The 26,001-nt window shown below is 62.8% G+C and carries 27 protein-coding genes and 1 pseudogene; 9 read left to right on the top strand and 19 right to left on the bottom strand.

Annotated elements, in window-relative coordinates; genetic code table 11:
* Positions 1 to 49: 49 nt before the first annotated feature.
* Genes AC07VY_RS15955 through AC07VY_RS15940 form a run of 4 tightly spaced genes read right to left on the bottom strand, consistent with a single transcriptional unit; the run spans position 50 to position 3,306 of the window.
* Positions 50 to 541 (bottom strand): dihydrofolate reductase, encoded by a 492-nt coding sequence (locus AC07VY_RS15955; RefSeq protein ID WP_495098237.1) that lies wholly within the window; start codon positions 539 to 541, stop codon positions 50 to 52.
* A gap of 2 nt (positions 542 to 543) precedes the next feature.
* Positions 544 to 1,383: a thymidylate synthase gene (locus AC07VY_RS15950; RefSeq protein WP_495098238.1), complete on the bottom strand. Its 840-nt coding sequence runs from the start codon at positions 1,381 to 1,383 to the stop codon at positions 544 to 546.
* A gap of 32 nt (positions 1,384 to 1,415) precedes the next feature.
* Positions 1,416 to 2,912 carry an FAD-binding oxidoreductase gene (locus tag AC07VY_RS15945; protein WP_495098239.1) on the bottom strand — a complete coding sequence of 499 codons (1,497 nt, stop codon included), beginning with the start codon at positions 2,910 to 2,912 and terminating at the stop codon, positions 1,416 to 1,418.
* Between the two features lie 13 nt (positions 2,913 to 2,925).
* Positions 2,926 to 3,306 (bottom strand): DUF2069 domain-containing protein, encoded by a 381-nt coding sequence (locus tag AC07VY_RS15940; RefSeq protein ID WP_495077143.1) that lies wholly within the window; start codon positions 3,304 to 3,306, stop codon positions 2,926 to 2,928.
* A gap of 21 nt (positions 3,307 to 3,327) precedes the next feature.
* On the opposite strand from AC07VY_RS15940, the gene AC07VY_RS15935 reads away from it, so the two are divergent.
* From AC07VY_RS15935 to AC07VY_RS15925, 3 genes are all read left to right on the top strand, one after another.
* On the top strand, positions 3,328 to 4,605 hold the full coding sequence (locus tag AC07VY_RS15935; RefSeq protein ID WP_495098240.1) for a YihY family inner membrane protein: 1,278 nt from the start codon (positions 3,328 to 3,330) through the stop codon (positions 4,603 to 4,605).
* A gap of 309 nt (positions 4,606 to 4,914) precedes the next feature.
* On the top strand, positions 4,915 to 6,165 hold the full coding sequence (locus AC07VY_RS15930) for a hypothetical protein (protein ID WP_495098241.1): 1,251 nt from the start codon (positions 4,915 to 4,917) through the stop codon (positions 6,163 to 6,165).
* A 161-nt stretch (positions 6,166 to 6,326) separates the two neighbouring features.
* Positions 6,327 to 6,872 carry a hypothetical protein gene (locus AC07VY_RS15925; protein WP_495098242.1) on the top strand — a complete coding sequence of 182 codons (546 nt, stop codon included), beginning with the start codon at positions 6,327 to 6,329 and terminating at the stop codon, positions 6,870 to 6,872.
* A 137-nt stretch (positions 6,873 to 7,009) separates the two neighbouring features.
* Here AC07VY_RS15925 and AC07VY_RS15920 read toward each other — a convergent pair whose 3' ends face one another.
* A complete protein-coding gene (locus AC07VY_RS15920) occupies positions 7,010 to 7,957 on the bottom strand; it encodes a sensor domain-containing diguanylate cyclase (RefSeq protein WP_495098243.1) in 948 nt (315 codons plus the stop codon).
* Between the two features lie 31 nt (positions 7,958 to 7,988).
* Complete coding sequence (locus tag AC07VY_RS15915; RefSeq protein WP_495098244.1) at positions 7,989 to 9,284, bottom strand: beta/alpha barrel domain-containing protein; 1,296 nt, start codon at positions 9,282 to 9,284, stop codon at positions 7,989 to 7,991.
* A gap of 159 nt (positions 9,285 to 9,443) precedes the next feature.
* Here AC07VY_RS15915 and AC07VY_RS15910 point away from each other — a divergent pair, with 159 nt between their 5' ends.
* Entirely contained in the window at positions 9,444 to 10,196 is a 753-nt protein-coding gene (locus AC07VY_RS15910; RefSeq protein WP_495098245.1) for a phosphodiester glycosidase family protein, read from the top strand.
* Positions 10,197 to 10,256: 60 nt separating this feature from the next.
* On the opposite strand, the gene AC07VY_RS15905 is transcribed toward AC07VY_RS15910, so the two are convergent.
* From AC07VY_RS15905 to add, 11 genes and pseudogenes are all read right to left on the bottom strand, one after another.
* Positions 10,257 to 12,389 (bottom strand): putative bifunctional diguanylate cyclase/phosphodiesterase, encoded by a 2,133-nt coding sequence (locus AC07VY_RS15905; RefSeq protein WP_495098246.1) that lies wholly within the window; start codon positions 12,387 to 12,389, stop codon positions 10,257 to 10,259.
* Complete coding sequence (locus AC07VY_RS15900; RefSeq protein WP_495098247.1) at positions 12,373 to 12,582, bottom strand: hypothetical protein; 210 nt, start codon at positions 12,580 to 12,582, stop codon at positions 12,373 to 12,375. Before AC07VY_RS15900 ends, AC07VY_RS15905 begins: the two co-directional genes overlap by 17 nt.
* A 59-nt stretch (positions 12,583 to 12,641) precedes the next feature.
* A complete protein-coding gene (locus AC07VY_RS15895; protein WP_495098248.1) occupies positions 12,642 to 13,070 on the bottom strand; it encodes a hypothetical protein in 429 nt (142 codons plus the stop codon).
* 78 nt (positions 13,071 to 13,148) lie between these two features.
* Complete coding sequence (locus AC07VY_RS15890; protein WP_495098249.1) at positions 13,149 to 13,829, bottom strand: type 1 glutamine amidotransferase domain-containing protein; 681 nt, start codon at positions 13,827 to 13,829, stop codon at positions 13,149 to 13,151.
* Positions 13,830 to 13,857: 28 nt separating this feature from the next.
* The gene (gene curA / locus AC07VY_RS15885) at positions 13,858 to 14,892 is read right to left on the bottom strand and encodes an NADPH-dependent curcumin/dihydrocurcumin reductase (RefSeq protein ID WP_495098250.1); all 1,035 of its coding nucleotides are present in this window, start codon (positions 14,890 to 14,892) and stop codon (positions 13,858 to 13,860) included.
* A gap of 23 nt (positions 14,893 to 14,915) precedes the next feature.
* Positions 14,916 to 16,076, bottom strand: coding sequence for an iron-containing alcohol dehydrogenase (locus AC07VY_RS15880; protein ID WP_495098251.1), 1,161 nt, complete (start codon positions 16,074 to 16,076; stop codon positions 14,916 to 14,918).
* Between the two features lie 86 nt (positions 16,077 to 16,162).
* Entirely contained in the window at positions 16,163 to 16,777 is a 615-nt protein-coding gene (locus tag AC07VY_RS15875) for a TetR/AcrR family transcriptional regulator (protein ID WP_495098252.1), read from the bottom strand.
* A gap of 157 nt (positions 16,778 to 16,934) precedes the next feature.
* Positions 16,935 to 17,966: pseudogene (locus tag AC07VY_RS15870) on the bottom strand (IS30 family transposase).
* 73 nt (positions 17,967 to 18,039) lie between these two features.
* A complete protein-coding gene (locus AC07VY_RS15865; protein ID WP_495098253.1) occupies positions 18,040 to 18,507 on the bottom strand; it encodes a CopD family protein in 468 nt (155 codons plus the stop codon).
* 126 nt (positions 18,508 to 18,633) lie between these two features.
* On the bottom strand, positions 18,634 to 18,846 hold the full coding sequence (locus AC07VY_RS15860; protein WP_495098254.1) for a YjfB family protein: 213 nt from the start codon (positions 18,844 to 18,846) through the stop codon (positions 18,634 to 18,636).
* A gap of 146 nt (positions 18,847 to 18,992) precedes the next feature.
* Entirely contained in the window at positions 18,993 to 20,012 is a 1,020-nt protein-coding gene (gene add, locus AC07VY_RS15855) for an adenosine deaminase (protein WP_495098255.1), read from the bottom strand.
* A 149-nt stretch (positions 20,013 to 20,161) separates the two neighbouring features.
* Here add and AC07VY_RS15850 point away from each other — a divergent pair, with 149 nt between their 5' ends.
* Together AC07VY_RS15850 and AC07VY_RS15845 are read left to right on the top strand one after the other, a co-directional pair.
* Entirely contained in the window at positions 20,162 to 21,454 is a 1,293-nt protein-coding gene (locus AC07VY_RS15850; RefSeq protein WP_495098256.1) for a sensor domain-containing diguanylate cyclase, read from the top strand.
* Positions 21,451 to 22,272, top strand: coding sequence for a Rossmann-like and DUF2520 domain-containing protein (locus AC07VY_RS15845; RefSeq protein WP_495098257.1), 822 nt, complete (start codon positions 21,451 to 21,453; stop codon positions 22,270 to 22,272). Before AC07VY_RS15850 ends, AC07VY_RS15845 begins: the two co-directional genes overlap by 4 nt.
* Here AC07VY_RS15845 and AC07VY_RS15840 read toward each other — a convergent pair.
* Positions 22,269 to 22,487 carry a hypothetical protein gene (locus AC07VY_RS15840; protein ID WP_495098258.1) on the bottom strand — a complete coding sequence of 73 codons (219 nt, stop codon included), beginning with the start codon at positions 22,485 to 22,487 and terminating at the stop codon, positions 22,269 to 22,271. The genes AC07VY_RS15845 and AC07VY_RS15840 overlap by 4 nt on opposite strands.
* A 181-nt stretch (positions 22,488 to 22,668) precedes the next feature.
* Here AC07VY_RS15840 and AC07VY_RS15835 point away from each other — a divergent pair, with 181 nt between their 5' ends.
* Positions 22,669 to 23,283, top strand: coding sequence for a secretin GspD/PilQ domain-containing protein (locus AC07VY_RS15835; RefSeq protein WP_495098259.1), 615 nt, complete (start codon positions 22,669 to 22,671; stop codon positions 23,281 to 23,283).
* A 4-nt stretch (positions 23,284 to 23,287) separates the two neighbouring features.
* Positions 23,288 to 23,872, top strand: coding sequence for a YceI family protein (locus AC07VY_RS15830; RefSeq protein ID WP_495098260.1), 585 nt, complete (start codon positions 23,288 to 23,290; stop codon positions 23,870 to 23,872).
* Positions 23,873 to 23,921: 49 nt separating this feature from the next.
* Here the strand turns inward: AC07VY_RS15830 and AC07VY_RS15825 are convergent, their stop codons facing one another.
* Positions 23,922 to 24,998: a GlxA family transcriptional regulator gene (locus AC07VY_RS15825; RefSeq protein ID WP_495098261.1), complete on the bottom strand. Its 1,077-nt coding sequence runs from the start codon at positions 24,996 to 24,998 to the stop codon at positions 23,922 to 23,924.
* A 111-nt stretch (positions 24,999 to 25,109) separates the two neighbouring features.
* Here AC07VY_RS15825 and AC07VY_RS15820 point away from each other — a divergent pair, with 111 nt between their 5' ends.
* Positions 25,110 to 25,976 (top strand): ABC transporter substrate-binding protein, encoded by an 867-nt coding sequence (locus AC07VY_RS15820; RefSeq protein WP_495098262.1) that lies wholly within the window; start codon positions 25,110 to 25,112, stop codon positions 25,974 to 25,976.
* The last annotated feature ends 25 nt before the right edge of the window (positions 25,977 to 26,001 follow it).

Genomic DNA, 26,001 nt, shown 5'->3' with positions numbered 1-26,001 from the left:
CGCTAGCGCACATTCCACCTGCGCTAGCTGCTATCAAAAAATTAGTTTTTTAAGCGCCGTGCTGCAGGCGCACAAAGCTGAACGGCAGGCCCGTGCTGCTGGTGTGCGCTTCGCGGCTGGTCTCGGTCCATTCGGGGCCGAAGCTTGGGGCGAATGCATCGCCGTCAAACGCCACACCGATCTCGGTGACCACGGCGGTCTGTGCCAGCGGCAAGGCCTGCGCATAGATCTCGGCGCCGCCTATCACCCAGGCATCGGTATCGGCCGGACACAGTGCTGCAGCCTCGGCAACCGAGCCGGCCCGCAAGGCGCCCTCGGCCTGCCAATCGGCTTGCCGCGTCACCACGATGTTCACGCGTCCCGGTAGCGGCCGAAAGCGCGCTGGCAGTGAATCCCAGGTCTTGCGGCCCATGATGACCGGGCAGCCCAGCGTGGTGCGCTTGAAGTGCGCCATGTCTTCGGGCAGATGCCAGGGCAGGGCGCCGTTCACGCCGATCGCGCCATTCGCGGCGCGCGCAAAAATCAGGTGCAGCTTGGCCATGCTTACACCGCCACCGGCGCCTTGATGGCCGGGTGGCATTGGTAGTCGAGTACCTCGAAGTCATCAAACTCGTAGCTGAAGATATCGGCCGGCTTGCGCTTGATATGCAGCGTCGGGTAGGGGTAGGGCGTGCGGCTCAGCTGCTCGTTCACCTGGTCTACATGGTTGCTGTAGATGTGGCAGTCGCCACCGGTCCAGATGAAGTCGCCCACCGCCAGGTCGCACTGCTGCGCCACCATGTGCGTGAGCAGCGCATAGCTGGCGATATTGAAGGGCACACCCAAAAAGATATCGGCGCTGCGCTGGTACAGCTGGCAGCTGAGCTTGGCCTGTCCTGAGCCTGTCGAAGGGGCCACGTAGAACTGGAAGAATGCATGGCAGGGCATGAGCGCCATCTTGTCCAGGTCGGCCACGTTCCAGGCGCTGACGATGATGCGGCGGCTGTCGGGGTTGGTCTTCAGGGTCTTGATGACTTCGGCGATCTGGTCGATATGCCCGCCCGGATTTTCAGGGGTAGGCTTGGGCCAGCTGCGCCATTGCACACCATACACCGGGCCCAGGCTGCCGTCAGGGCGGGCCCACTCGTCCCAGATGCTGACGCCGCGTTCCTTCAGCCAGTTGTTGTCGCTGCTGCCCTGCAGAAACCACAGCAGCTCCTGGATGATGGAGCGCAGGTGCACCTTCTTGGTGGTGACCAGGGGGAAGCCTTCGTTCAGGTCAAAGCGCATCTGGTGGCCGAACACGCTGCGCGTGCCGGTGCCGGTGCGGTCGGTCTTGGCCACGCCGGTGGTATGCACCAGGCGCATGAAATCTTCGTATTGGGAGCGGATGGGGCGGGTCATAAGACCGCGATTTTAAGTCCCCCGCCAAGACCTTACGGGACCACCACCCGGCCCGGGTTCATGAGGTTCTGCGGGTCCAGCGCCTGTTTGATGCCGCGCATCAGCTGCAGCGCCACCGGCGATTTGTAGTGCTCCAGGTGGCCCACCTTCAGGCTGCCCACGCCATGCTCGGCCGAGATTGAGCCGCCGTGCGTGACCACCGCGTCAAAGACGATGGTGTTGACCTCGCCTTCCTTTTCGCGCAGGAACTGGGCCGGGTCACCCTCGGCCGGGGCCTGCACGTTGTAGTGCAGATTGCCGTCGCCCAGGTGGCCGAAGTTGACCAGGCGTACACCCGGTATGCGCTCTTGCAGCAGCAGGTCGGTGCTGCGTACGAACTCGGGGATGCGCGACACCGGGATGGAGATGTCGTGCTTGATGTTCAGCCCTTCCTCGGCCTGGGCCATGGAGATGCTTTCGCGCACATGCCACAGCGCATGGGCTTGGGCCAGGTTCTCGGCCACCACGGCGTCGGTCACGCAGCCTTGCTCCAGCGCCAGTTCCAGCAGGCTCTCAAACTGGGTGCGCGCATGGGTTTCGGACTCGTTGTCCGAGTTCTCCAGCAGCACGCAGTAGGGTACCCCCACGCTCCCCACTTCGTGTGGTTCGCTGCCCCCCGAGGGGGCTGCGCCTGGCTTGGGGCGGCCCTGCGCGGCGGCGGGCGTGTCCAGGTACAGCGGCACGCGTTGCTGTGGGTAGTGTTTGGCCACCAGGCTCAGGGCGAACTGGCCCATCACCTCAAAGCCGGTCAGGCCCGCACCCAGGTGCTGGTGCGCCAGGCCCAGCAGCGTGACGGCCGCGTCCAGACTGGGCACGGCGGCCCAGGCGGTGAGCTGGGCGGCGGGCTGGGGATACAGCTTCATGGTGGCGGCGGTAATGATGCCCAGCGTGCCTTCGCTGCCGACAAACAAGTTACGCAGGTCGTAGCCGGTGTTGTCCTTGCGCAGGCCGCTCAGGCCGTCCCATATTTCGCCCTGGGCGGTGACCACTTCCAGGCCCAGGCACAGCTCGCGCGCATTGCCGTAGCGCAGCACCTGGGTGCCGCCAGCGTTGGTTGCCAGGTTGCCGCCTATGGTGCAGCTGCCCTCGGCGGCCAGGCTCAGCGGGAAGAGGAAGCCGGCTTTGTCTGCCGCCTCCTGCAGGCTTTGCAGAATGCAGCCGGCCTCTACCGTCATGGTCAGGTTGGCGCCGTCGATGGCGCGCACCGCGTGCATGCGCTGTAGGCTCAGTACCACTTGCTTGCCCGAGGTGTCGGGCGTGCTGCCGACCACCAGGCCGGTATTGCCGCCTTGGGGCACGATGCTGACACCAGCGGCCGCGCAGGCCTTGACCACGGCAGCCACCTCGGCCGTGCTGCCCGGGCGTACCACGGCCAGCGACTTGCCGCGGCTGCGCTTGCGCCAGTCGTTCTCATAGGCGCTGAGGTCGCCTTCGGTCAGTACATATTGCGCGCCAACGGCCTGGCGCAGGCTTTCAAGCAGGTTTTGCATAGGAAGTGAAAAATTAAGTTGCCGGGACCGCGGCCTTGGCATGTTTGAAGCGCAGGCGTACGTGCAGCGCGCAGGCGGCAAACAGACAGACGCACAGCAGTGCCTCGGCCAGCGCGTACCAGCGGCTGGGTGCGGCGTCGCTGTAGGCGCGCACCACGCCTTCGGTGAAGTACAGCCATACCATCAGGCTGACCCAGCGGTAGGTGTACATGCGGTTTTTCAGCAGGCCGATCAGCGGCACGCACAGGGGCAGGGCTTTCAGGGCCAGCACCACGCTGCCCGGGCGTAGCGGCGCCAGCACCAGCTCCCATGCCAGGCTGAGCACAATCAGGCCCAGCAGGCTACTTACCGCGACGGCGCGGCTCCATTGCACAGATTGGATGTTCGTAGGCATAGCGATGGCATCATAGCGGCCATGCCTACCCGCCTTATTTCCCGCCTAGCCCCCCGCTTGATCCCGCGCCTTGTTCGCCTGTCCCAGCGTTTTGACCAGTTTCTCAAAGATCTGTCGCAATTCCCCTGGAAAACCACCGCCCATACCTTGCGTGAGCGCTTCCGTGAGGACCGCCTGGGCCTGACGGCCAGCAGCCTGACCTTCACCACCTCGCTGGCCCTGGTGCCATTCTTTACCGTGGCGCTGGCCATCTTTACCGCCTTTCCCATGTTCGGCACGGTGCAAAGCGTGCTGCAGCGCTGGCTGGTGCAAAGCTTGATCCCGGACAGCATTGCGCGCCAGGTGCTCGGCTATATGACCCAGTTCGCCAGCAAGGCCAGCAAGCTGGGTAGCGTAGGTCTGGCGGCGGTGCTGTTCACCGCCCTGGCCTTGATACTGACCATAGACCGCACGCTGAACGCTATCTGGCGCGTGCGTCGCGCCCGGCCACTGGGCCAGCGGGTGCTGATCTACTGGGCCGCCATCACCCTGGGGCCGCTGCTGTTAGGCGCCAGCCTGGCGTTGACTTCCTATGTACTGTCGGCCTCGCGCGACCTGGCCGACAACCTGCCCGGTGGCGTGCGCTTTTTGTTCAGCCTGTTGCAGATGGGCCTGCTGGCCGCCGGCATGGCGGCGCTGTACCGCTTTGTGCCGAACACCCGCGTTAAATGGGGCCACGCCTGGGTGGGCGGCATCTTTGTGTCTCTGGGCATCGAGGTGGCCAAGCGTCTGCTGACCCTGTACCTGGCCTTTGTGCCCACCTATTCTGTGGTGTACGGCGCGTTTGCCACCTTACCCATCATGCTGATCTGGATCTACCTGGCCTGGGTGATCGTGCTGCTGGGGGCTGTGATTACTGCCTACCTGCCCAGTCTGCTGCAGGGTGTGGCCCGCCGAGCGACCACCCATGGCTGGCATTTTTTGCTGGCCATCGAGGCTCTGCAGCAGCTGTACCGCGCCCAGTCCCGAGGTGAAAAAGGCCTGACCATGGCCCAACTGGGCCAGGCCTTGCAGGTGGACACGTTGCACCTGGAGCCCGTGCTGAACACCTTGAGCAGCCTGGACTGGGTGGGCCGACTCGACGAGGTGGTGGAGCAGGGCACTCCGCTGCGCGAGCCGCGCCTGCTGCTGCTGGTCAACCCCGACACCACGGCCTTGTTGCCCCTGGTAGAGCAGCTGCTGCTGACACCCGCGCCCGCTCTGGAAAATTTATGGAAAAAGAGCGATCGGCGCAGTATGTGCCTGCGTGATGTGCTCTGAATTCAAGAGCGGATTGGCGCTGGCTTATTCCATCAGGTAGGTGTCATACACCACGGTGTTGCCCTGGCGCATGGCATAGCCTACGGCCATGGTGCGGTTGCCGGTATGCAGCGCGTGTCGATGATGGGGGGATGATGTGGTGGCGCAGCTTCCCGATCGGCGCCTCCTGATTGACGGAAAACCGCGCGATTGGTGTCATCTTGGGCTTGGTAGGTCCATGAGTGTGTTGGCGGTGTACACCAACGCTCTACGTGAAGTTGCTTTCACTGCCTGTTCGTTTAGGATTACTTTAAAACAGCAGGGGGAGCTATGAAGTTTTCGATTTGTGGCGTTGGTATTTTTTTCTTGTCACTGGCTGCGGCCTTTGGCACTGCAAGAGCTGCAGTCGAAACACCCCTACCAACGCTCATTGGAAAATTAGCACAGAAAGAAATCGTGTTTCAGTTTCTCTCCGAGAATGAGATGAAGAGCCAACAGGACCTTTACGGGGAAGCGCAACGGGCTAAATATTTTTACCGAGCAATAGGACGAATCATTCCGTTGATCAAAACCGAAGACGGGTGGTTGGCAGAATGCAAAGCGGATTTCCACAACATCGATTGTGCAAAGCCTACTGGCTATTGGCTGTTGTCAGCCGGAAGTACGAACGAAGGACAGACCTCGCTCACAGCAAAGTGGAAGGGGGCAAAAAACACCACAGTTGTAGAGGTGCAATTGACGGCAGTTCAATTAGATGCAGAGCATGCCTGGAGTCAGTTGCTTGGAACTGGAGCGACAAAACTGGTGCGATTCCCGAAGAAAAACTCTGTGACTGCCGGGGTTTTGACTGACACGCGGTCACAAGCCAAAGTCCCTCAACTGATTTCAGGTTACTCCAACGAGGTAATGGAGCGTTTCAACAAAAGAATGAAATCACGCCTAGTTGCTGAAGCCGCAGCACGACTTGAAAATATTTCTTTAGATGGAAGTGAAGAGGACAGCAACGAGGTTCAGTTTCAATCCCTTCGTTGGTTGGTCTGGGGTGGAGGGGGCGGCGGTTACTACGGTGGTGCTCATGGTCTATTTGGTTATTCTTTTCAAGTGTTTGACTTGCGAACGAGTGAGCCTGTTGATGCGAGAACAGTTCTTTTCCAGCATTTGTCAGATAAAACGCTAGATCGTTACCTAGATAACTACAACGAGGCCAGGATTCCAGAGAAATGGTTAAAAAGCCAACGGGTTATCGAGTCACTGATCCTAAAAGAGGCTAGCAAATTCGATACCAAAAGTAAGTTGAATCCATTCCTAATTTCTTATCAAGTTGATAACTCTTGTGTTGAAGATTGGATAGAAAGTCTGCCTGCTATCTCGGCAGGCGACGAGGAAGGGGTGATGGTTGCCAGAAAGGCTGACTGGCACCCACCAAAGCCGGAATATCGGTTCAGCTTTGAGCTGATGCCAAAGTTTGATGGGCTTGCTGTGGTGAGTAACGATTTCTCTGAGGCCGTCAGAGGTTGCAGAGGCATCATGCTAACCATTCCATGGGGTAAAGCTCAACCCTACTTGAAGCGGCCGCTTTGATGGGAATAAATAAAGTTTGGCGGGGCGGCTACGTCGGGCCCGAAGAGTTCTTTTCCATTGCTCCGAAGCAGGTCGTCATCTTGCTCAACTGTGTCAGTCATAACTGTCTGCGAAAAATTGTGCGCAACGCACAATAACGTGACTGCTCAATAGGAAACTCTATGAACCTGAGGTTTTATCGACGGAGGGATGGTAGGGGTCGAGTTGCTATATTTGGATTTTTTTCTGCTTTGTTTTTCTATGGCATGTTTGTTCTTCAACATGGGTGGAGCACCTTTGCGGAATCTCTGGGTCTAATAATATTTGTAATTTCGGCTCTGCTTTTCAGATGGTTTTGGCTTCAAAGCAAGGAAGAGATTGAGGTCCAAACGGACGGGACGGTGATTCTCCACAAGAGCGGGTTTCTTGGCGAGGTTAGGACGGCCACTTTCAAGCTAGACCATTTTGGAGCCATTCGGTCCATCTTGGTGGGAAGTCGAAATACGACGAACCTATTGGAGTTGGTTTCAATCAGTGGTGGAGAATCGCTGCGTATTGCATTCCGTTCACCGAATGAGCGAAGCTCGTTTTTCAGTTTGGCTCCTGAACTTTCCGAGAACTCAGAAATATTGAACTTGCGTGCCCTTCTGAGCGAGAAATGGGGGCTAAAAGACGGTGGGTTTCAGGGGAGAAAAATGGCTGGTGCAGCCATAAAAGGCGGCGACTAGGCTTCGGTCACGACTTCAGGTGAGAGCCGAACTTGAGTGCCTCCTTCGTGTTGACTACGGCCGCTACACCATGGCCTTCCGACCACTTCTGACCGGAGGCATGCGGCCAAGAAATCAAGGGCTGAGTTTGATGGGCTTCACCGCTGCGCGGGCAGGCTGACCGCAGTGGCCGGCATGCATTCCACCCGGTTCCGCCCTAGTTGCTTGGCCTGGTACAGGGTTTTGTCCACGCTGTCGATGAAGTCGGCCAGCACACTGTCCACGCCCGGCAGCACGGTGCCCACACCGATGCTGATGCTCAGGTAGGGGCTGACTTGCGAGCCCTCGTGGGAGATTTGCAGCTGGGCGATCATGCTGCGGCAGCGTTCGGCGATTTTCAGCGCGGCCGTGGCGTCGGTCTCGGGCAGCACCAGCACGAACTCTTCGCCGCCGTAGCGGCCCACGAAGTCGCGTGCGCGGGTAGCGGCTGCGGCCAGGGTTTCGGCAACGCGCTTGAGCGTGTCGTCACCCTTGAGGTGGCCGTACTGGTCGTTGTATTGCTTGAAGTAGTCGATGTCGAGCATGATGAGCGACAGCGGCTGGCAGTTGCGCCGGGCGTTGCTCCACTCGATGTCCATGATGGCGTCGAAGCGGCGGCGGTTGGCGATGCCGGTCAGGCCGTCCTTGAAGGACAGTACTTCGAATTCCTTTTGTAGTGCGATCAACTTCTCTTCGGTCTTCTTGCGTTCGCTGATGTCGAACATAAAGCCGACCAGGGCCTCGACTTCGCCGTCCTTGCGCACCACGTGCACCACGTCGCGTATCCACACATAGCCGCCGTCCTTGGTCAGGGCTCGGTAGTCGGCCTCGTGGTCTATGCCGGCCTGCGACTGGCCGACGCAGAAGTTGAAGGTGGCCTCGCGGTCCTCGGGGTGTATGCGGTCGGCCCAGTCCTGGGCGCCCACCCAGCTCTCGGGTGACCAACCCAGCAGTTCTTCAATCTGCGGGCCGATGTAGGAGAAGGTCAGCGTCTTCCAGTCGATGCGCCAGGGAATGGCCTTGGTGGATTCCAGCAGGGTCTTGTAAACGTTGGGATCGATTTGCATGGCGTGTGTGCGGGCGGTGGGCGGATAAAGGTCAGGAGCTTAATGCTCTTGCGTACAGATTCAACAAATTGCCGGGTTCGTCGTAGGCGATGCGCAGGCCTTCGCGCAGGTCCTGGCGCATGAGGCGGATCATCTGCTTCAGTACCTCGTCGGTGAAATGGTCGGCCGGTTCACCGGTGACTTCGGCCAGCCGCCCCGCGATGACCGCCGTGTCGCTGACCACCGGGCAGATGCGGTAACGGTACTGGCCGCCAATGGCTTCGGGCGGCAGGTCCATGAAGCGGTCGGGTACCTGGCGGAAGAAGCTCAGCGGCAGGCGGTAGGCGTTGTGGCCCAGGATGGGGATGTCGTCCTGCACGCGTTCCTCGTCGTCCAGCACCTGTAGCTTGGTCGCCATGGGCAGCAGCTGGTCCAGCTGGTATTGCTGCATATGCGGATTGCCCACCCGCACCAGGTTGGCGATCAGCTCGCCCAGCGAGGCGTGGCCGATGACGGCGGCGCGCTTGGGCAGGCCGCCCCAGGCGCCGTCGGCACCGTTCAGCAGGGCTTCCAGCACGGATGCGTTTTCAAAGCCACCGCCGGCGTGCATGTGCACCACGAGTTTCAGCGGTGGCGGCAAGAAGCTACGCGCGGCCGCCACATAGGCGCCAACCTGGAACGGCATATAGGTGCCGCGGTCGTCCTCGATGCTTACGCCTTCTATGGGTTGCTGGGCCAGCAGCTGCAGGATGGAGAAGGTGGCGTCCGGGTCTTCGGCCAGGGCGTCGCAGCCGTCCACGATGTTGATCAGGATGCGCGGTGGCCCGCCATGGTCGCCGCGGATGTTCTGCATCAGCCACTGGATGCTTGCCGGCAGGCTGCGCTCCAGCGTGGCCAGGTCGTAGCCGGCGGACTGCATGCCGGCCGGGCTGAGGTAGATTTCGTGCAGGGTGTTGGGCACGCCGTAGTCCCTGAGCTTGAGCATCGACGGGGCGGGGGTGAAGACGCCGTCCGGTGTCTCCAGGCCCAGCGCGGTGAAGGCAAAGCAGCCGGTGGTGTCGATGGCGTGGTCGCGCAGGTAGACCATGAAATCGTCGTCCACCTCCAGGTCTTCGGGCATGGAATAGTCCAGCGTGCCCAGGTGGATGTTCTTGAAGCCGAACTCGCGCAGCTTGGGCAGGATGGCTAGCTTGTCGCGCAGGGTCTGGCCCACGCGCGAGCCCACCGGGTTCTCGCGCAGCGACAGGTCGATCAGATAGGGGTCGATGTTGCGCAGCAGTGCGGTCTTTTGACGGGCTGCGGCGAGTTGCTGGTGGGCGTGCTGCAAGGCATGGGGTGCAGAGTGCATCGGTACGTGTTCCGTGGCGTTGGTGGAGAGCGTGACGCGGTATTTAACCATTGCGGCATGGCAGGGTCATGACCGCCCCCAGAACAATGCCAGGTAAAGAAGCGCGGCCCGCGTCGGAATGGCGGTGAAAGCAGGTAAAAAGGGCGGATGTTTGATCGTGTGTTGAAGCGTTCCCTGGCCTGGGGCCTGGGACTATGGTGGAGTGTTTGCGCCGTCGGTTTGCAGGCGGCCGAGTTAGCCAATGTGGGCAAGGGCGCGCTGGTGCTGGATGTGTGCAAGATCCATTTGCCAGGCGATGCCTTGCGTACCTTCTGGCGCGGGCCCGATGGCCAGGCTCTTGCCGGCCTGCCGCAGGTGGACGGCTGGCTGCGTACCCGTAGCGAGCGGCTGCTGTGCGGTAGCAATGCCGGCATCTACGGCAAGGACCTGCGGCCCATCGGGCTGTATGTGGAGGACCGCCAGGTCTTGCGCCGCCTGAGCACCCGCAAGGACGGCTATGGCAACTTCTACCTGCAGCCCAACGGTGCCTTGGTGTTGACCGAGCAAAGCGCCACCATCTGGGAAACCGATGCTCTGGCCACTGTTTGGGACCAGCTGGCGCCCAGTGTGCGCTTCGCCACGCAGTCGGGGCCGCTGCTGTTGCAGAACCGGCAGATCAACCCGCTGTTTACCCCCGGATCGGACAACCGCTTGGTGCGCAACGCCGTGTGCACCCGCACGCCACAAGAGGTGGTGCTGGCCAAGAGCCGCTACCCCATCAACTTCTACGATTTTGCCAACATGCTGCGCGACAGCCTGGGCTGCCAGGACGCGCTGTACCTCGACGGCTCCATCTCCGAGCTGTTTCCACTGGAAGGCGGGCTAGGCGCGCCGCTGGGGCCCATGCTGGGCGTGGCCGTGCCGCTCAAATGAACAACTGAAAATTTAAGGAAATAGTGGCTCTCGCGCAGATGCTACCGGCGGCAGCAGCTATTAATTGTGTAGCGTTTTGCGTACCCAGGCCTCGAACTCCGGCAGCGGCAACGGGCGGCTGAACAGATAGCCCTGGTAGGCGTGGCAGCCGTGGCGGGCCAGGAAGTCGCGCTGGGCCTCGGTCTCTACCCCTTCGGCGATCACGTCCACGCCCAGGCTGTGCGCGAGGTTGATCACCATACAGGCGATGGCCGCGTCGTTCGGGTCGGTCAGCAGGTCTTTGACGAAGCTTTGGTCGATCTTGATTTGCTCCAGCGGCAGCAGCTTGAGGTGGGACAGCGACGAATACCCGGTGCCGAAGTCGTCCAGCGAGAAGCCCACGCCCACGCTTTTCAGCGCATTCATCTTGGCGCCGACCTCGGTGATAGAGGCCACCAGCAGGCTCTCGGTCAGCTCCAGCTTCAGGCGCTGCGGGTTGGCGCCAGTGTGGCGCAGCACGCTGAGCACCTGGTCCACAAAATCGGGCTGGCGAAACTGCCGTGGGCTGACGTTGACCGACAGCGTCAGCGCGGCCAACTCTGGAATGACGGCCCACTGCGCCAATTGCGCACAAGCCGCGTGCAGCACCCACAGGCCCAGCGGCAGTATCAGGCCGGACTCCTCCGCCAGCGGGATGAATTCGGCCGGCGACACCATGCCACGCTGCGGGTGCAGCCAGCGCACCAGGGCCTCGGCGCCGGTGACCTGCAGCGAGCCCAGCATCTGCGGCTGGTAGTACAGCTGGAATTCGCTCTGCGCCAAGGCTTCGCGCAAGCCCATCTCCAGTGCCGAGCGCGCATGCACCACGGCCTGCATTTGCGGGTCGAAGAAGCACAGGGTGTTGCGGCCCGCCGCCTTGGCCTGGTACATGGCCATGTCGGCGCGTTTGAGCGGCTCCTCCAGCCCCTCGGGCTGGGGGCCGAACAGGGTGATGCCCAGGCTGGGCGTGACGTGGTAGCGGGTGCTGCCCAGCAGGTAGGCCTGGTTGAGGGTGGCCAGGATTTTCTCGCCGGCCGACCGCGCCTGCTGGGTGGCCAGGGGGGGCTGCGCGTCCAGGTCGGCTAGCATGACCACGAATTCGTCGCCGCCCAGGCGGGCCACGGTGTCGCTATCGCGCACGCAATCTATCAGCCGCTGGGCCACCTGCTGCAGTAGCTGGTCGCCCATTTCGTGGCCGTAGCTGTCGTTCAGGGTCTTGAAGTTGTCCAGGTCGATGAACAGCAGGGCGCCATGGCGGGCGTGGCGCAGGCAGGCAGCCATGGCCTTGTCCAGGCGGTCCAGCAGCAGGCGCCGGTTGGGCAGGCTGGTCAGCTGGTCGGAGAAGGCCAGGTGCTTGGCCTGGGCCTCGGCGTCCTTGCGGTCGGTGATGTCGATGGAGATGCCGCCCACCGCATCCAACTGGCCCTGGCGGTTCTGTAGCGGAAATTTGATGGTGTAGTAGCAACGCCGGCCGTTTGGCGTTTCGGCCCAGCCTTCGTTGACCCGTTGCTGGCCGCTGTCCAGCACCTGCTGGTTTTCCATCGCGTATTGCTGCGCCAGGGTGACGGGGAAGACCTCTTCCATGCGCCGGCCCACGGCGTCGGCACGCGGGGTGGCAGTGTCGTATTCCCACTGGCGGTTGACCAGCTGCAGGTGCTGATCGCGACCGGTGACGTAGATGGATACCGGCGCAAAGTCCAGCAGGTTGCCCATGAAGATCTGCGTCTCTTGCAGCTGCAACTCGGTACGCCTGCGCGCCGTGATGTCGCGCCAGTACACGATCACCACCTGCTGGCCGGCGGCAGTGAGTGGGGTGGACACATAGCGCTCCAGGATGCGGCCGTCGTGCAGCTCGAACTCTTCAGGCTGGCCGGGTGTGCCCCAGTACGCATGCAGGTCCTCAGGTTCTGCCTTTGGCGAACGGATCTGTTGCCAGCAATGTTGCCGCAGCTCGACCGGGTTGAGCCGCTGCAGCATGTCCGGCGGGATGGACCAGATCTGCACGAAACAGGGGTTGAAAGCCACCAGTTCACCCTGTGGGCCGATGGCGGTTGCGCCGTCTGGCGATGCGTCCAGCATGGCACGCAGCAGGGCCAGGGCGGCGTGCGGGTCGGTCGCCGCTGGCGCGGTGCTGTCTGCCAGGGCCGCAGTTAGCAGGTCATCCAAGGGGTGCATAGGCCGTGGGCGTTGGGAGGCCAGCGGTGTGGTGCTGGCGGGCGGGGTCACAGGGCAGGCAAATATGCCCGCAATCTACCTGCAACTGCCAACGTTGACCAGGGGCGCGTGCGGGTGCGGCGTTGCGGGTACGCAGCAGCGGCCAGGGGGATTTAAGCGAAAAAGGCTTCCAGCGCAGGTTGAACGTGCGCATGGCGCTATTAAATACGTAGCGTTTTGGATGGACCATGGACGCTACCGGGTGGCCGCGCGCTAACGTGTGTTGCCGGACTTGGACGGCAGGTTGAGGTTGATCTGCGTGAGCCTGACGCGGACCTTTTCAGCCGATATCGCGCCTTCTACTTCCCGCAGGTTGACGAACAGATCGCCCTTGCTGATGAGGACGTGGCCCACGGTGTAGGGCTTGTCTTGAAAGCGCACCTCGGTGCCCGGCTTGAGCAAGGGCATCCACAGCGTGGGTGGGTCCAGAAACGGGGCCTTGACGGGTACCGGTGCCGCTGCTGGAGTGGCGGCTGGCGCGGCCGTGGGCGCAGTGACCTGGAGAGGCGTGGCTGGGGCTGCTGGCGTCGATGCGGGGCTGTCAAACAGTTCGTCAAAATCGTCGCTCAACTGCAGATCTCCCTTGTCGATGGCTTGAGGTTCATACGCTGTATCGGACCGGCGCTGGGTAAAAAGGTTCATACCTGTTCTACCCGCCTCGGGCCCGCTATGCGTAACTCATTGTATCGACGCCACGCAAACCGCCCGCTTGTGCGCAGGCTAAGCCAGGTGTTTTAACAGGGCTTTGGCCACGGGCTCGGACGAGGCCGGGTTTTGGCCCGTAATCAGCAGGCCGTCGGCCACCACATAGGGCTGCCAGTCGGCCACTTTGGAGTAGCTGCCGCCTCGGGCTTGCAGCATGTCTTCCACCAGAAACGGCACGACCTCGGTCAGGCCTACGGCGGCTTCTTCGGTGTTGGTAAAGCCGGTGACAGCCTTGCCCGCGACCACCGATGTACCGTCGGCATTCTTGGGGTGGCGCAGTACGCCGGGCGCGTGGCATACCGTCGCCACCGGCTTGCCGGCGGCCAGCATGGCCTCGATCAGGGCGATGGATGTGGCGTCTTCGGCCAGGTCCCACAGCGGGCCGTGGCCACCGGGGTAGAACACCGCGTCATAGTCGGCGGCCGATAGGCTGGCGAGTTTGTGGGTGCTGGCCAGCACGGCCTGGGCGGCGGCATCGGCCTTGAAGCGTTCGGTGGCCGGGGTCTGCGCGCTGGGGTCGTCGCTCTTGGGGTCCAGCGGGGGCTGGCCGCCCAGGGGTGAGACCAGGGTGACGTCCACGCCCGCGTCCTTGAAGACGTAGTAGGGCGCAGCGAATTCTTCCAGCCAGAAGCCGGTCTTGCGGCCAGTGTTGCCGAGTTGGTCGTGCGAGGTCAGCACCATCAGAATTTTGCTCATCTTGTTTCCTTGTATTGGTGGGGTGGAGTTAGTCGTTGGCCACGCGGATGACCAGCTTGCCGAAGTTCTTGCCTTCCAGCAGGCCTATGAAGGCATCGGGGGCGTTTTCCAGGCCGTCCACGACGTGCTCCTTGAACTTGACCTTGCCGGCAGCCAGCCAGGGGCCCATGTCCTTGGCGAACTCGGGGTAGCGGTGGCCGTAGTCGTCGAAGATGATGAAGCCCTGCATGCGGATGCGCTTGGTCAGCACCGTGCGCATCAGGCGGCTGCTGCGGTCCGGGCCGCTGGGCAGCTCGGTGGCGTTGTACTGGGCGATCAGGCCGCACAGCGGCACGCGGGCCTTGTTGTTCAGCAGCGGCAGCACGGCGTCGAACACCTTGCCGCCCACGTTCTCGAAGTACACGTCGATGCCCTGGGGGCAGGCCGCGGCTAGTTGGGCGGCCAGGTCGGGGCTGTGGTGGTCTATGCAGGCGTCAAAGCCCAGTTCTTCCACGGCCCAGCGGCATTTTTCTGCGCCGCCGGCGATTCCCACTACGCGGCAGCCCTTGAGCTTGGCGATCTGGCCCACGGTGGCGCCTACCGGGCCGGTGGCGGCGGCCACCACCACTGTTTCACCGGGCTGGGGCTGGCCAATGTCCAGCAGGCCCATGTAGGCGGTAAAACCGGGCATGCCTAGGATGCCCAGGGCGTAGGAGGGCGGTGCCAGTTTCGGGTCCAGCTTGGTCAGGCCCTTGCCGTCGGACACGGCGTAATCCTGCCAGCCGGTATAGGCCAGCACCCAGTCGCCCTCGGCAAAGCCGGGGTGTTGGCTGGTTTGCACGCGGCAGACGGTGGCGCCGACCATGGTGGCACCTACGGCCACCGGTGCGGCATAGCTGGGCGCATCGCTCATGCGGCCGCGCATATACGGGTCCAGCGACAGGTAGACCGTGCGCAGCAGCACCTGGCCCGGGCCGGCCACGGGTACGGGGCCGCTGGCCAGGTGGAAGTTGGCGGCGGTGGGCGCGCCGTGTGGGCGGGATGCCAGCTGGATTTGGCGGTTGGCAGTGGTGGTTTGGTTCATGTTCTGGGTTCTCCGGGTGGGGGTTACAGTGCGGCTTCCAGGATACGGCGGCTGATGGCGGGCGTGATGTCACCGTGTTCGCTGAGCTGGGTCATGCCGTGGTCCTGCAGCTGCTGCACCACGGTATCGATGGCGTCCGCGCCCAGGCCGTAGCCGCTCAGGCGGGTGGCGATGCCCATGCGCTCGAAGAAGTTGCGGGTCTGGGCGATGGCGGCGGTGATGCGTTCATCGTCCGTGCCGGTGTGTATGCCCCAAACGCGCTCGCCATACTGCAGCAGCTTGTCGCGCTTTTGCACGCGGCGCTCTTCCAGCATGGCAGGCAGCACGATGGCCAGGGTGCGGGCGTGGTCGATGTTGTGCAGGGCGGTCAGCTCGTGGCCCACCATGTGGGTGGCCCAGTCTTGCGGCACGCCGGCGCCGATGAGTCCGTTGAGTGCCAGGGTGGCGGCCCACATCAGGCTGGCGCGGTCGTCGTACACCGGTGTGGGTGCTGCCAGCAGGCGCGGGCCGATCTCCACCAGGGTCTGCAGCAGGCCTTCGGCAAACCGGTCTTGCACCGGCGCGTTGACCGGGTAGGTCAGGTACTGCTCCACGGTGTGGACGAAGGCGTCGACCACGCCATTGGCCAGTTGCTGGGGCGGCAAGGTGTAGGTCTTGGTCGGGTCCAGCACCGAGAACAGCGGGAACACCTTGGCGCTGCGGAAGGGCAGCTTGGCACCGACGTCGCGCCGGGTGATGACGCCGCCGTTGTTCATCTCCGAGCCGGTGGCGGGCAGGGTCAGCACCGCGCCAAAGGGCAGGGCCTGGCCGATGTTGCGGCCGCGCTGCAGCAGGATGTCCCAGGCATCGCCTTCGAACAGGGCCGCAGCGGCGATGAACTTGGTGGCGTCAATTACCGAGCCGCCGCCCACGGCCAGCAGGAAGTCGAAGCCCTCGGCCCGGATGCGGGCCACGGCCTGCAGGGCGGTATCAAAGCTGGGGTTGGGCTCGATGCCGGCAAACGTGCTGTGCTGGCGCGTGCCCAGGGCCTGGCGCACTTCGGCCAGGGTGCCGGTTTTTTCGGCGCTGGCGCCGCCGACCAGGATCAGCACCTTGGCGCTGGCGGGCACCAGCTTGGCGAGGTCGGCAATGCGGTCCTTGCCAAAGACGATGTGGGTGGGGTTGTGGAAGTCAAAGTTCAGCATGGGGGTTCCTTGTTTGTAGAACGAATGGTTTTAAATAGACCGGTCGGCTAGTTGGGTCGGCGAAAAAAATGATGGACATGCATGGCTCAGGCGGTGCGTGGGCCCAGCAGCAGTTCGGTGCTGCGGGTGGCTTGGTCAAACGCGCTGCCGTCGCGGCGCAGCTTGGACAGGAGGCTGGCGCCCAGCCATAGCGCGTACAGGGTTTCGGCGGTGCTGGGGGCGTCCAGGCTGGCGGGCACGGAGCCGTCCAGCCGGGCTTCTTCCAGGCACAGGGCCAGGCGTTTTTGTACGCCGTCGGTGCCTTCGCGCAGGGTCTTACGCATGGGCTCAGAGATGTCGGCCACTTCGGCGCTGAGCTTGACGATCAGGCATTTGGGGCTGGACGCAGGCTCTGTGCTGTCGCCCACGCCGCATTGCGTGACGTTCCAGTACGACCAGTAGCGCATCAGCCGGGCACGTGCCGGCGTGCCGTCGGGTCGCAGCAACGCGTCCAGCTGCTGCAGATAGCGCTCGATATAGCGCGCCAGCAGCACCTCGCCAAAGCGTTCCTTGGAGCTGAAGTAATGGTAGAACGAGCCCTTGGGCACGCCCGCGCTGGCCAGTATCTCGGCCAGGCCCACGCCCACGAATCCCTTGCTGGAGATCAGGCGTTCTCCGCAGTCGAGGATCTGGTTACGGGTGGGGGAGGCGTCGGCAAGCATGGGTTGGATTGTGGATCAAGTAGACCAGTCGTCTGGTTTGGGCGCATGAAAAACCCGCCATAGAGGCGGGTTTTAGTGGAAGGCTTTTGCTATGAAATATGTAGCTTCTTGCGTAGGTAGATATTGGGCGGATTCAATCCCAAGTGCAACACGAGGGTCATTGGATAGTAGCGTGCTGGGGATGGTGTTTGAGCAAGAAGTCGCGATAGACCTCGATAGGCGAATGCGCATTCAAGGTCTTACGCGGACGGTTGTTGATCTCGTCGGCAATCGCATCGAGTTGCTCCTGGGTCACTTCAGACAGATCCATGCCCTTGGGCAGATACTGGCGCACCAGGCCATTGGTGTTCTCGTTGGTACCGCGTTGCCAAGGGCTGTGGGGATCGCAGAAGTACACCGCAATACCGGTATTGGCGCTCAGCTCCTTGTGGCGGGCCATCTCGCTGCCCTGGTCATAGGTCATGCTGTGGCGCATAGGCTGGGCAATGGAGCGCAGCTTGTCTGTAAAAGCCTGCAACACGTTGGCCGCACAGCCGGGCTTGGGGTGGGGCAGGTGCACCAGAATCAGCAAACGCGAGGAACGCTCCACCAGCGTGCCCACGGCACTGGCATTGGCCTGGCCCTTGATCAAGTCCCCTTCCCAGTGGCCGGGAAAGAGCCGGTCGTTCACCTCCGGCGGGCGCACATGGATGCTGAGCATGTCCGCGATGCGGGCCCGCCGCTGCGTGCCTCGGGTGCGTGGCATGCGCTTGGAGCGCGCATAGCGCAAGCAGGCAATCAGCTCTTTGCGCAGCTCGCCTCGGGGCTAGGCGTAGATGGCGTTGTAGATGGTTTCAGAGGACACGCGTTGCGTCCCCTCCAGAGGGAATTGACGGGCCAGGTAAAGGGATATCTGTTCAGGAGACCATTTGCGTTTGAGGAGTGAGCAGACCTGAACAAACAAAGCCCCAGTGTGGACAAGTTTAGGTGCTGGACGCGAGCGCTTGCGCCTGCGGGTGCAGCGCTGCTGGGCAAAGGTGCCACTGTAAGCGGCCACAGGTGCATTGCGCTCAATCTCGCGGCTGACGGTAGAGGGCGAACGGTGCAGCATGCGGGCAATGGCGCGGATGCTAAAGCCTTGCTCTCGGTACTGCGCCAGCGCGATGCGTTCGTCTGGCTGCAGTTGCTGGTACTGGCGGGGTTTTGTCATTTCTGCACCTTAGTTGAATAAGGTGTTGCACTTCAGATTTGAGTCCGCCTTGCGCTAGAGGCCTGTTTCGTTCCTAGTGGATGAACTTCACCGCCGCAATCGCCAGCCAGCCCAGCACAAAGTTCAGCACCACCAGGTTGTGGATTTGGCCGGCGGCGCGCGCGGCGGTGGGCCATTCGGCGGCGGCTACAGCGCGCTTGAACTTGGCAAAGCCGGCAAAGTAGATATGGCCAAACACCAGCACCATCAGCAGGCCCAGGCCGGCCATCAGGCTCCAGCCCAGGGGCAGACCCGCACCGGCGGCGCGGGCGGCCTTCATGCTGCTGCCATACATATGGCCGCCAGTGGACAGCAGAAGCACGATGGCGCCCAGTACCAGGCGGAAGAAGCGCTGCATCACCTGCACCATCAGCCGGGCGCGCGGCTGGGCCTCCATGGCGACCAGGGCGGCGGGGCGCAGGGCGAACAGCATGAAGGTCATGCCACCCATCCAGACGATGGCGGCCACTAAATGGAGAAAGGCAAAGGCTTCAAACAACATGGCGGTATCTCGTGGGGGAAAGCTGCATTGTGACCGCCTCCGGTCCCTGGGCCCACGGCATGCTGCTAAATCTATAGCTGCCAGCGCAGGATCTATCTGCGCTAGCGCCGGTTTTTATCCTGAAACTCAGGCGTAGGTGTTGAGCTGGGTGCCCAGGCTGCCTGAGGTGGCCAGTGTCGGTGCGGGTGCGGGCTGGGGCAGGGCGTCTAACAATGTCTGCGCGTTGCTTTCCTGTTGGTCCAGGGCTTTTTTCAGCACGCGGATGTTCAGGCTGTCGGACGCGGGGGCTTGTGCGGCGGCGGTGGCCGACTGCACGGCCGTGGTGTTGGCAATTCCCATGGTGCGGGTCTCCTGGCGGGGCGTAGAACGCGGTTCCTGGTTATCGGCGGTTTGCGGGCAGTCTGGAGTCGGGATTTCCCGTTTTTATGAAAAAAGGGCTGTGGCGTACGTATTAACTGCGCAATCAGCTATTGAATACATAGCAACTACCAGGCGGCCAGCGCCTGGAAAAGCTGCTGGCGCGTGGCTGGCGGGGCAAAGCTGGCTTCGATGGAGGTGCGGGCAATGGTGCGCAGGTCGGCGTCGGTCCAGCCAAACGCGGCCTGGCAGCGCTGGTATTCACCCACCAGGCTGGCGCCCAGCAGCGAGGGGTCGTCGGTGTTCAGTGAGACGCGTACGCCGGCTCGGTATAGCCGGTCTACCGGGTGCTCGGCCAGCGAGGGGTAAACGCCCAGCAGCAGATTCGAGCTGGGGCAGATGCCCAGCGGTATCTGCCGATCCACCAGCAGGGCCACCACGGAGGGGTCTTCAATGGCGCGCACGCCGTGGTCGATACGGTCCGCGCCCAGCAGCAAGATGGCGTCGCGCACGCCCTCGGCTCCACTGGATTCACCCGCATGCACGGTGCGCCGCAGGCCGGCGGCCCCGGCGCGCTGGAAGGCTTCGGCAAAGCGTGGGCCGGTGCGGCCGGCCGCGGCTTCGTTGCCGTCTATGGACAGGGCCACCACGCGCGGATGGCGCAGCGCTACCAACTGCTCCACCAACTGCACCGCCGCGTTGGCCGACTGGGTGCGCAGCAGGCTGATGCACAGATTCACCGGCGGCAGACCGTCCTGCTCGGCGGCGCTCAGCCCGGCGTCTATGGCGTCCAGCATGGCTGGCAGCCGGCCATGCCAGGCCTTCCAGTGGCTGGGGTTGACGATCAGGTCGGCATAGCCCGCGCCGTTGTCGGCCAAGCGCTGGCTGTAGGCATAGGCCAATTGGGCTAGGCGCTCGGGCGTGTCGGCCAGCCCGCAGGCCCAGTCCAGAAAGTGCAGAAAGTCGCCCAGGCCCTGGAAGGCAAATAGCTGATCTACCGGCCGTGGCAGCGTTACACCCGCCTGCTGTGCCCAACTTGCCAGCAAGGCGGGCTCGAAACAGCCCTCCAGGTGGGCATGTACCTCGGCCTTGGGCAGAGTGCGCAGGCGGTCTTGGGCGATGCTGGTGGGGACGGGAGACGTATGCATACGGCATCTTAGAGCGAGTTCAAAGTCTTTTGGGAGGCCCAAAAAAAGACTTTGAACAGGTTTCTAGCCGTGGAATACCCGCCTACTGAAGGACGGCGCAAGAGCAGGGGAGCCCCTAGAATGAATGTATTCAAAAGTAAGGAGTGCGCATGGAAGCTTCTTATGAAGAGTTGATCGCGCAGGTCTTCACATTGCAAACCACCTTGGACCATGTGGGCGCTTATGTCTATGCCAAGGATTTGCAGGGCCGCTACACCTATGCCAACAGCATGGTGTGCAAGCAGTTCCGCTGTCGCCTGGACGAGGTGGTGGGCGCTGCGGACGACAAGTTTTTCGATCTGACGGTCCACAACCAATTCATGGCCAATGACCGCCACGTCATCGCCACGGGAGAGAAGGTCGAATTGGAAGAGGTCACTCTGGCCAAGGGCCAGCAGCAGCCCACGATCTGCTGGTCCGTCAAGCTGCCGCTGCGCGCACCAAGTGGCGAGATCGTTGGTCTGTGCGGCATTTCTACCGACATCACCGAGCGTCGACGCCTGGAGAGTACGCTGATGGCCCAGAAGACGCTGCTGGGTACGGTGCTGAATAATTTGGAGGCTCTGGTCTATATGAAGGACCGGCAGCGCCGTTATTTGTACGCCAATATCAACGCCGCCGAGTTGTTCGGCCAGACGCAGGAGAGCATCGTGGGCCTGACGGATGCGCAGATGATTCCCCCGGAGGAAGCGGAGCGTTTCGGCGTGATGGACCAGCAGGTGTTTGACAGCGGGCGTAAATCCACCGGCGAAGAAACCTTGGTGGACGCCGACGGCGTGACGCGCCACTACTGGTCCATCAAGGTGCCCATCACCAACCACGGCGTGGTGGACGCCTATGTGGGCATCTCCACCGATATCACCGAGGTCGTGCGGCTGAAAAACCAGTTCCGCCTGCTGGCCAATACCGATGCACTCACCGGCATCCTGAGCCGCCGGCATCTGCTGGAGCGGGCCGAGCAGGAGCTCAAGCGCGTGCGCCGCGCGCAGACGCAGATCGCGGTGATCGCCTTTGATATCGACAACTTCAAACTGGTCAACGACGGCTTCGGCCACTCGGTGGGCGACCGCGCCATCGTCGCCGTGGTGCAGGCTTGCCAGCGCAATCTGCGCGAGACCGACCTCTTCGGCCGCATCGGCGGCGATGAATTCGTGGTGGTGGCGGTGGATTCCGACCTGGCGGGCGCCCTGGCTCTGGCCGAGCGTATGCGCCAGGGCGTGGAGCAGGCGCTGTGCTTGTCCAACGACGGCAGGCCTGTGCGCCTGAGCTCCAGTTTCGGCGTGGTGATGTCCGAGCCCGATGCCACGTTGGACGAGTTGCTGACCCATGCCGATGGCATGCTCTACCGCGCCAAGCGTGCCGGGCGCAATCGTGTATGGCATTTGCCCAGCGACCCGCCATGAAAACCCTGAACCTGGTGGGCGCGGGGCGCGTGGGCCAGACCCTGGCACGCTTGTGGCAGCAGCAGGGCAGCTTCGCCGTACAGGACGTGCTGACCACCTCCTTACCACGCGCCGAGCTTGCCTGTGCTTCCATTGGCGCGGGCCGGGCGGTGGACAACCCGCAGGCCCTGCGCTCCGCCGATGTGTGGATGCTGGCCGTGCCGGATGCGCAGATTTCCGCCGCAGCCCAGGCGCTGGCGGCGGCCTTGCCTGCCAATGCCACACCTGCGCTGGCCTTCCACTGCAGCGGGGCCTTGGGCCATGGGCTGCTAGCACCGCTGGCTGAGCGGGGCTGGCAGACGGCCAGTGCGCATTGCATTCTGAGTTTCACCTCGGTAGACGCGGCCGTGGCCCAGTTTGCCGGTACCGCCTGCGCGCTGGAAGGTGACCCGGCGGCCTGCGAAATTTTGCGGAGCGCCTTCACGGCCATTGGTGCGCAATGCTTTGGCGTGGCCACGGAGCACAAGCTGCTGTACCACGCTGCGGCGGTGTTTGCCACCAACTTTCTGCCGGTGCTGCAGAGCGTGGCTGAAGACGCCTGGCGTAGCAGTGGCGTGCCGGCGGAGCTGATCCCAGGCCTGCGCCGCATGTTGCTGAACAATGCCGTGGCCAATATCACCGCGCTGGGTCCCGCCGCCGCGCTGACCGGGCCGGCCGCGCGCGGCGACACCGCGGCCATTGCCCGCCAGGCGCAGGCCGTCACGGCCTGGGACGCCCAGGCCGGCGCGGCCTATGAGGCGTTGAGTGCGCTGGCTTTGCGGATGGCCGGTAAAACCTAGAGCCCCAGTACCACCATCAGGCGGCTGGCACAGGCACGCAAGGGAGCGCAGGGCGAGTGCAGTGCAAACTCCAGGCAGCTGCTGGCGTAGCCACGGTCATGCATCAGCCGTGCGGGGTCTATATCACGGCCCTGGCCAGCCATCAGCCATTTGAAGTCCACCTCCAGCAGCAGGCCGCTGGGCGATGCCCCCGCCGTGCCGCTGTCTAATGTCATCGTGTCCGTATACATAAAAGCTCCGCCGAAAATGAGGCTGGCTGTCCATTTCAATATAGGCAAGGCCATGCAGAACAAGGGCTGGAATAAAGCCCTGGATAGGCTGTATATGGGGCCTTATTTACATAACGCATCAGGCACACAAAGCGGCTACCTGAAACAAACGTGAAACAATATTGCAATGCCAAAAAATGCACGTAAATCCCTGTTTCTGGTCGTTACCGGCCTGTGGCTGGCCTTGCCTGCACTGGCCCAACTGCCGCAGCGCAATCTCACGGTAGAGCTGCGCCAGATCGACGAATCCGCGGCCTACACCGTCAGCACCCAGGCCACCAGCGCCCCGCTGGTGGCGCAGCAGGTGCAGGTGCGCAATGGCGAAAAGGCCACGCTGCACATGGGCCAGACCGTGCCGATCCGTTTCGTGCAGTCGGTGGTGGGGGGCAGTAGCAGCCAGTCGGGCAGCAGCGGAACCGGCAGTAGCAGTGGCGGCGGCGTCAGCTTCGGCATGGTGTGGATGCAGGCTGGCCAGAGCATGGCGGTGCAGCCGCGCTGGCCCGGTGGCAAGCAGCCGGTGGCGGTGCAGATCGAGGTCCAGGCCGCCAGCGTGGAGGCGCCCACGGGCAACGCCGAGCTGCCCAGCCAGTCGCGCAGCCAGATGGCCACCACGGTCAGCGCGGCGCTGGGCCAGTGGGTCACGGTGGCCGCTACCGGTGCGCAGGCCCAGGCCAATACCTACAGCAGCGAAGCCGTGGCGGAGACGCGCCGCCTGGTGCAGATCCGTGTGCTGGCGCCTTGACGCCATGGTTTGGCTGCGCTTGTTGCGTTATGGGGTGCTGGCGCTGGCTGCGGGGCTGGTCCATGCCGAGCCCGTGGTCTATGCGATCGATCCTGCGCGCACCGTGACCCAATATGAACTCGGCAGTCTTCAGAGCGGCCGGTTCGAGCAGCACTCGGGCAGCATTCAACTGGACCTGCAGGCCAAAACCGGCTGGGCCAATGTCAATATTGCCGCGGCTTCAGTGCGCTCAGGCGTGGCTTTCATCGACAGCATTTTGCAAAGCGCGGAGCTGTTCAACGCCAGCCAGTACCCGACCATCCGTTTCGTGGGTGACCAGTTTCTGTTCAACGGCGACACCCTGACCGAGGTGGGCGGCAGTCTGACCCTGCTAGGCAAGACCCTGCCCGTGGTCTTGCACGTCACTCATTTTGTCTGCACAGTCCCGCCCGCGCCCGAGGCGTGCTCCGGTCGCTTTGAAACCACCATAGACCGCACCGACTACGGTATGGACATGGGCGTCAGTTGGGGCTTGCCCAAGGCTGTGCACCTCTTGGTACAGATGGAAGCAGTGCGTCCGCCTGTGGCAGATGCGCTACTAATTCAATAGCTGCTTGCGCAGATATCTACTGCGCTAGAGCCTCAATTTCTATAAATTTTCAAGCGCTTTGGGGTTGCACCGCCCGGCGCAGCCGACCCGGCGCCACGCCGTACAGCTGCTGGAAATGCCGGATGAAATGCGAGGCGTCGGCAAAGCCGCATTCATAGGCAATGGAACTGACGGGCGAGTCGGATGTGGTCAGCAGCCAGCGGCCGTATTTGAGCCGCGAGTTGCGGTAGAACTCGGACGGCGACGCACCGGTCTCGGCCATGAAGACCCGCTCCAGCTGGCGGCTGCTGGTCTCCACCAGGCGGGCGATCACGGCGATCTCCAGCGGCGTGGTGATGTTTTTTTCCATCAGCATGATGGCCTGGCGCAGCTTGTCGTTCTCCGTTGACGCATAGCCCAGCGCGTGCCGGCGCGTGACGTGGGTGGAGGATCGTTGCGACACCGTCATTTGGTGCACTACCTTGGCCGCGCGGTCCGGCCCGCAGTGGCGGCGGATCAGCTCGGTGGCCAGCTCGATGATGGAAATGCCGCCGGCGCAGGTGATGCGGTCGCCGTCGAACAGGTAGTCGGCATTCGTCGCAAACGCCTGGGCCGGGAACATCTTCTTCCAGTCGTTCACGTGGAAGGGGTGCACGCAGGCCACCTTGCCCTGCAGCAGCCCGGCCTGGGCCAGCGCGAAGCTGCCGGTGCAGATGCCGATCAGCGGCGTACCGGCTGCAGCCACTTCTTGCAGAAAGCTGGTGTAGCGCCGGTCTACTTTGTCCATGAAGGGCAGCAGCCCGCCGATCACCGCCACGTAGTCGAACTGGTGCTGGCTCGATAGCGACTGCTGCACAGGAATCTCCACGCCGCAGCTGGCCTGGATAGGCTGGTCGGGCACGCCCAGCACCGTCCAGGTACAGCGCACCTGCCGGCTCTGGTCGCCTATGTCGGCTGCGTGCCGCAGCGCATCGCACAGGCCGGCCAGCGACAGCAGCGGAAAGCGCGGCCACAGCAGGATGCCGATGCGCAGCTCCACGCCCGATGGGTTCAGCGGCGGACGTTCCTTCGAGGCGTCCAGCAGGCCGACCAGTTCGTTCGCGCCTTGCTTGGCCGGGGGTTTAGGGGTTTTTACCGTATGTCGCATACGTTCAATTTACAGGCAAGCGCTTCCTATGCCAAGTGGGGGGTGATTTTGAACAATCGTGCCACGCCAACGCGTAACCCAGAAGCCTTCTTCCAACTTGCAGGAACCACCATGAAACCACTCTTTATCACCCGGCTGTTGTGCACCGTGCTCGGCGCTTTCGCGCTGCTGCCCTCCGTGCAGGCGCAAACCCCTTCCACCATAGACAAAGGCAATTTGACCATCGCCTTCACCGGCGACATGCCCGGCACCGGCTACCAGGACGGCCTGATGGTCGGTTACGACGGCGAGATCCTGCAGCGCATCGCTGACGCGGTGAAGCTCAAGGTGAAACCGGCACTGATGGAGTGGTCGGGCACCATCGCCTCGGTACAGGCCAAGCGCGTGGACGTGATGGCCGGCACCATGGGCTGGACAGAGCAGCGCTCAAAAATCATGACGCTGAGCGACCCGATCCATTACTTCAAGAACGGCATCACCCAGTCGAACAAGACCAACTGGTCGCACCTGAAGGACCTGGAAGGCAAGAAGGTCGGCACGATCACCGGCTTCTCCTTCATCCCCGAGCTGCGCAAGATTGCCGGTCTGCAATTGACCATGTACGACACCTCGGACGCTGCCGTGCGCGATCTGCTGGCCGGCCGCATCGACGCGGTGATTGGCGACCCGCCGGTGATGCAGTACGCCATCTCGCGCAATCCGCAGTGGAACGTGCGCTTCAACGCCTTCGTCGACGCCAACCCCGACTTCCCGCTGCTGACCGGTCTGGGCCAGGTGGTGTTTGGTTTGAACAAGGACAACCCGGAACTGGCCCAGGCGGTGAATACTGAAATCGCCAAGCTCTGGCAGGGCTGCGAGCTGAAGAAGATCGGCAGCAAGTACGGCCTGGTGCAAGACGTGTGGTACGTGCCCGCCGGCCAGAACTTCCGCGCCGGCGTCGACCGCCCGGCCGACTGGAAGCTGCCTTCCTGCAAGTAATCCACTGCCCAGTCTTCCAATAGCC

Source organism: Rhodoferax sp. GW821-FHT02C08 (assembly GCF_059421805.1).
Note: the sequence above shows the minus strand (reverse complement) of the source record. Positions and strands in the feature narration are given on the sequence as shown.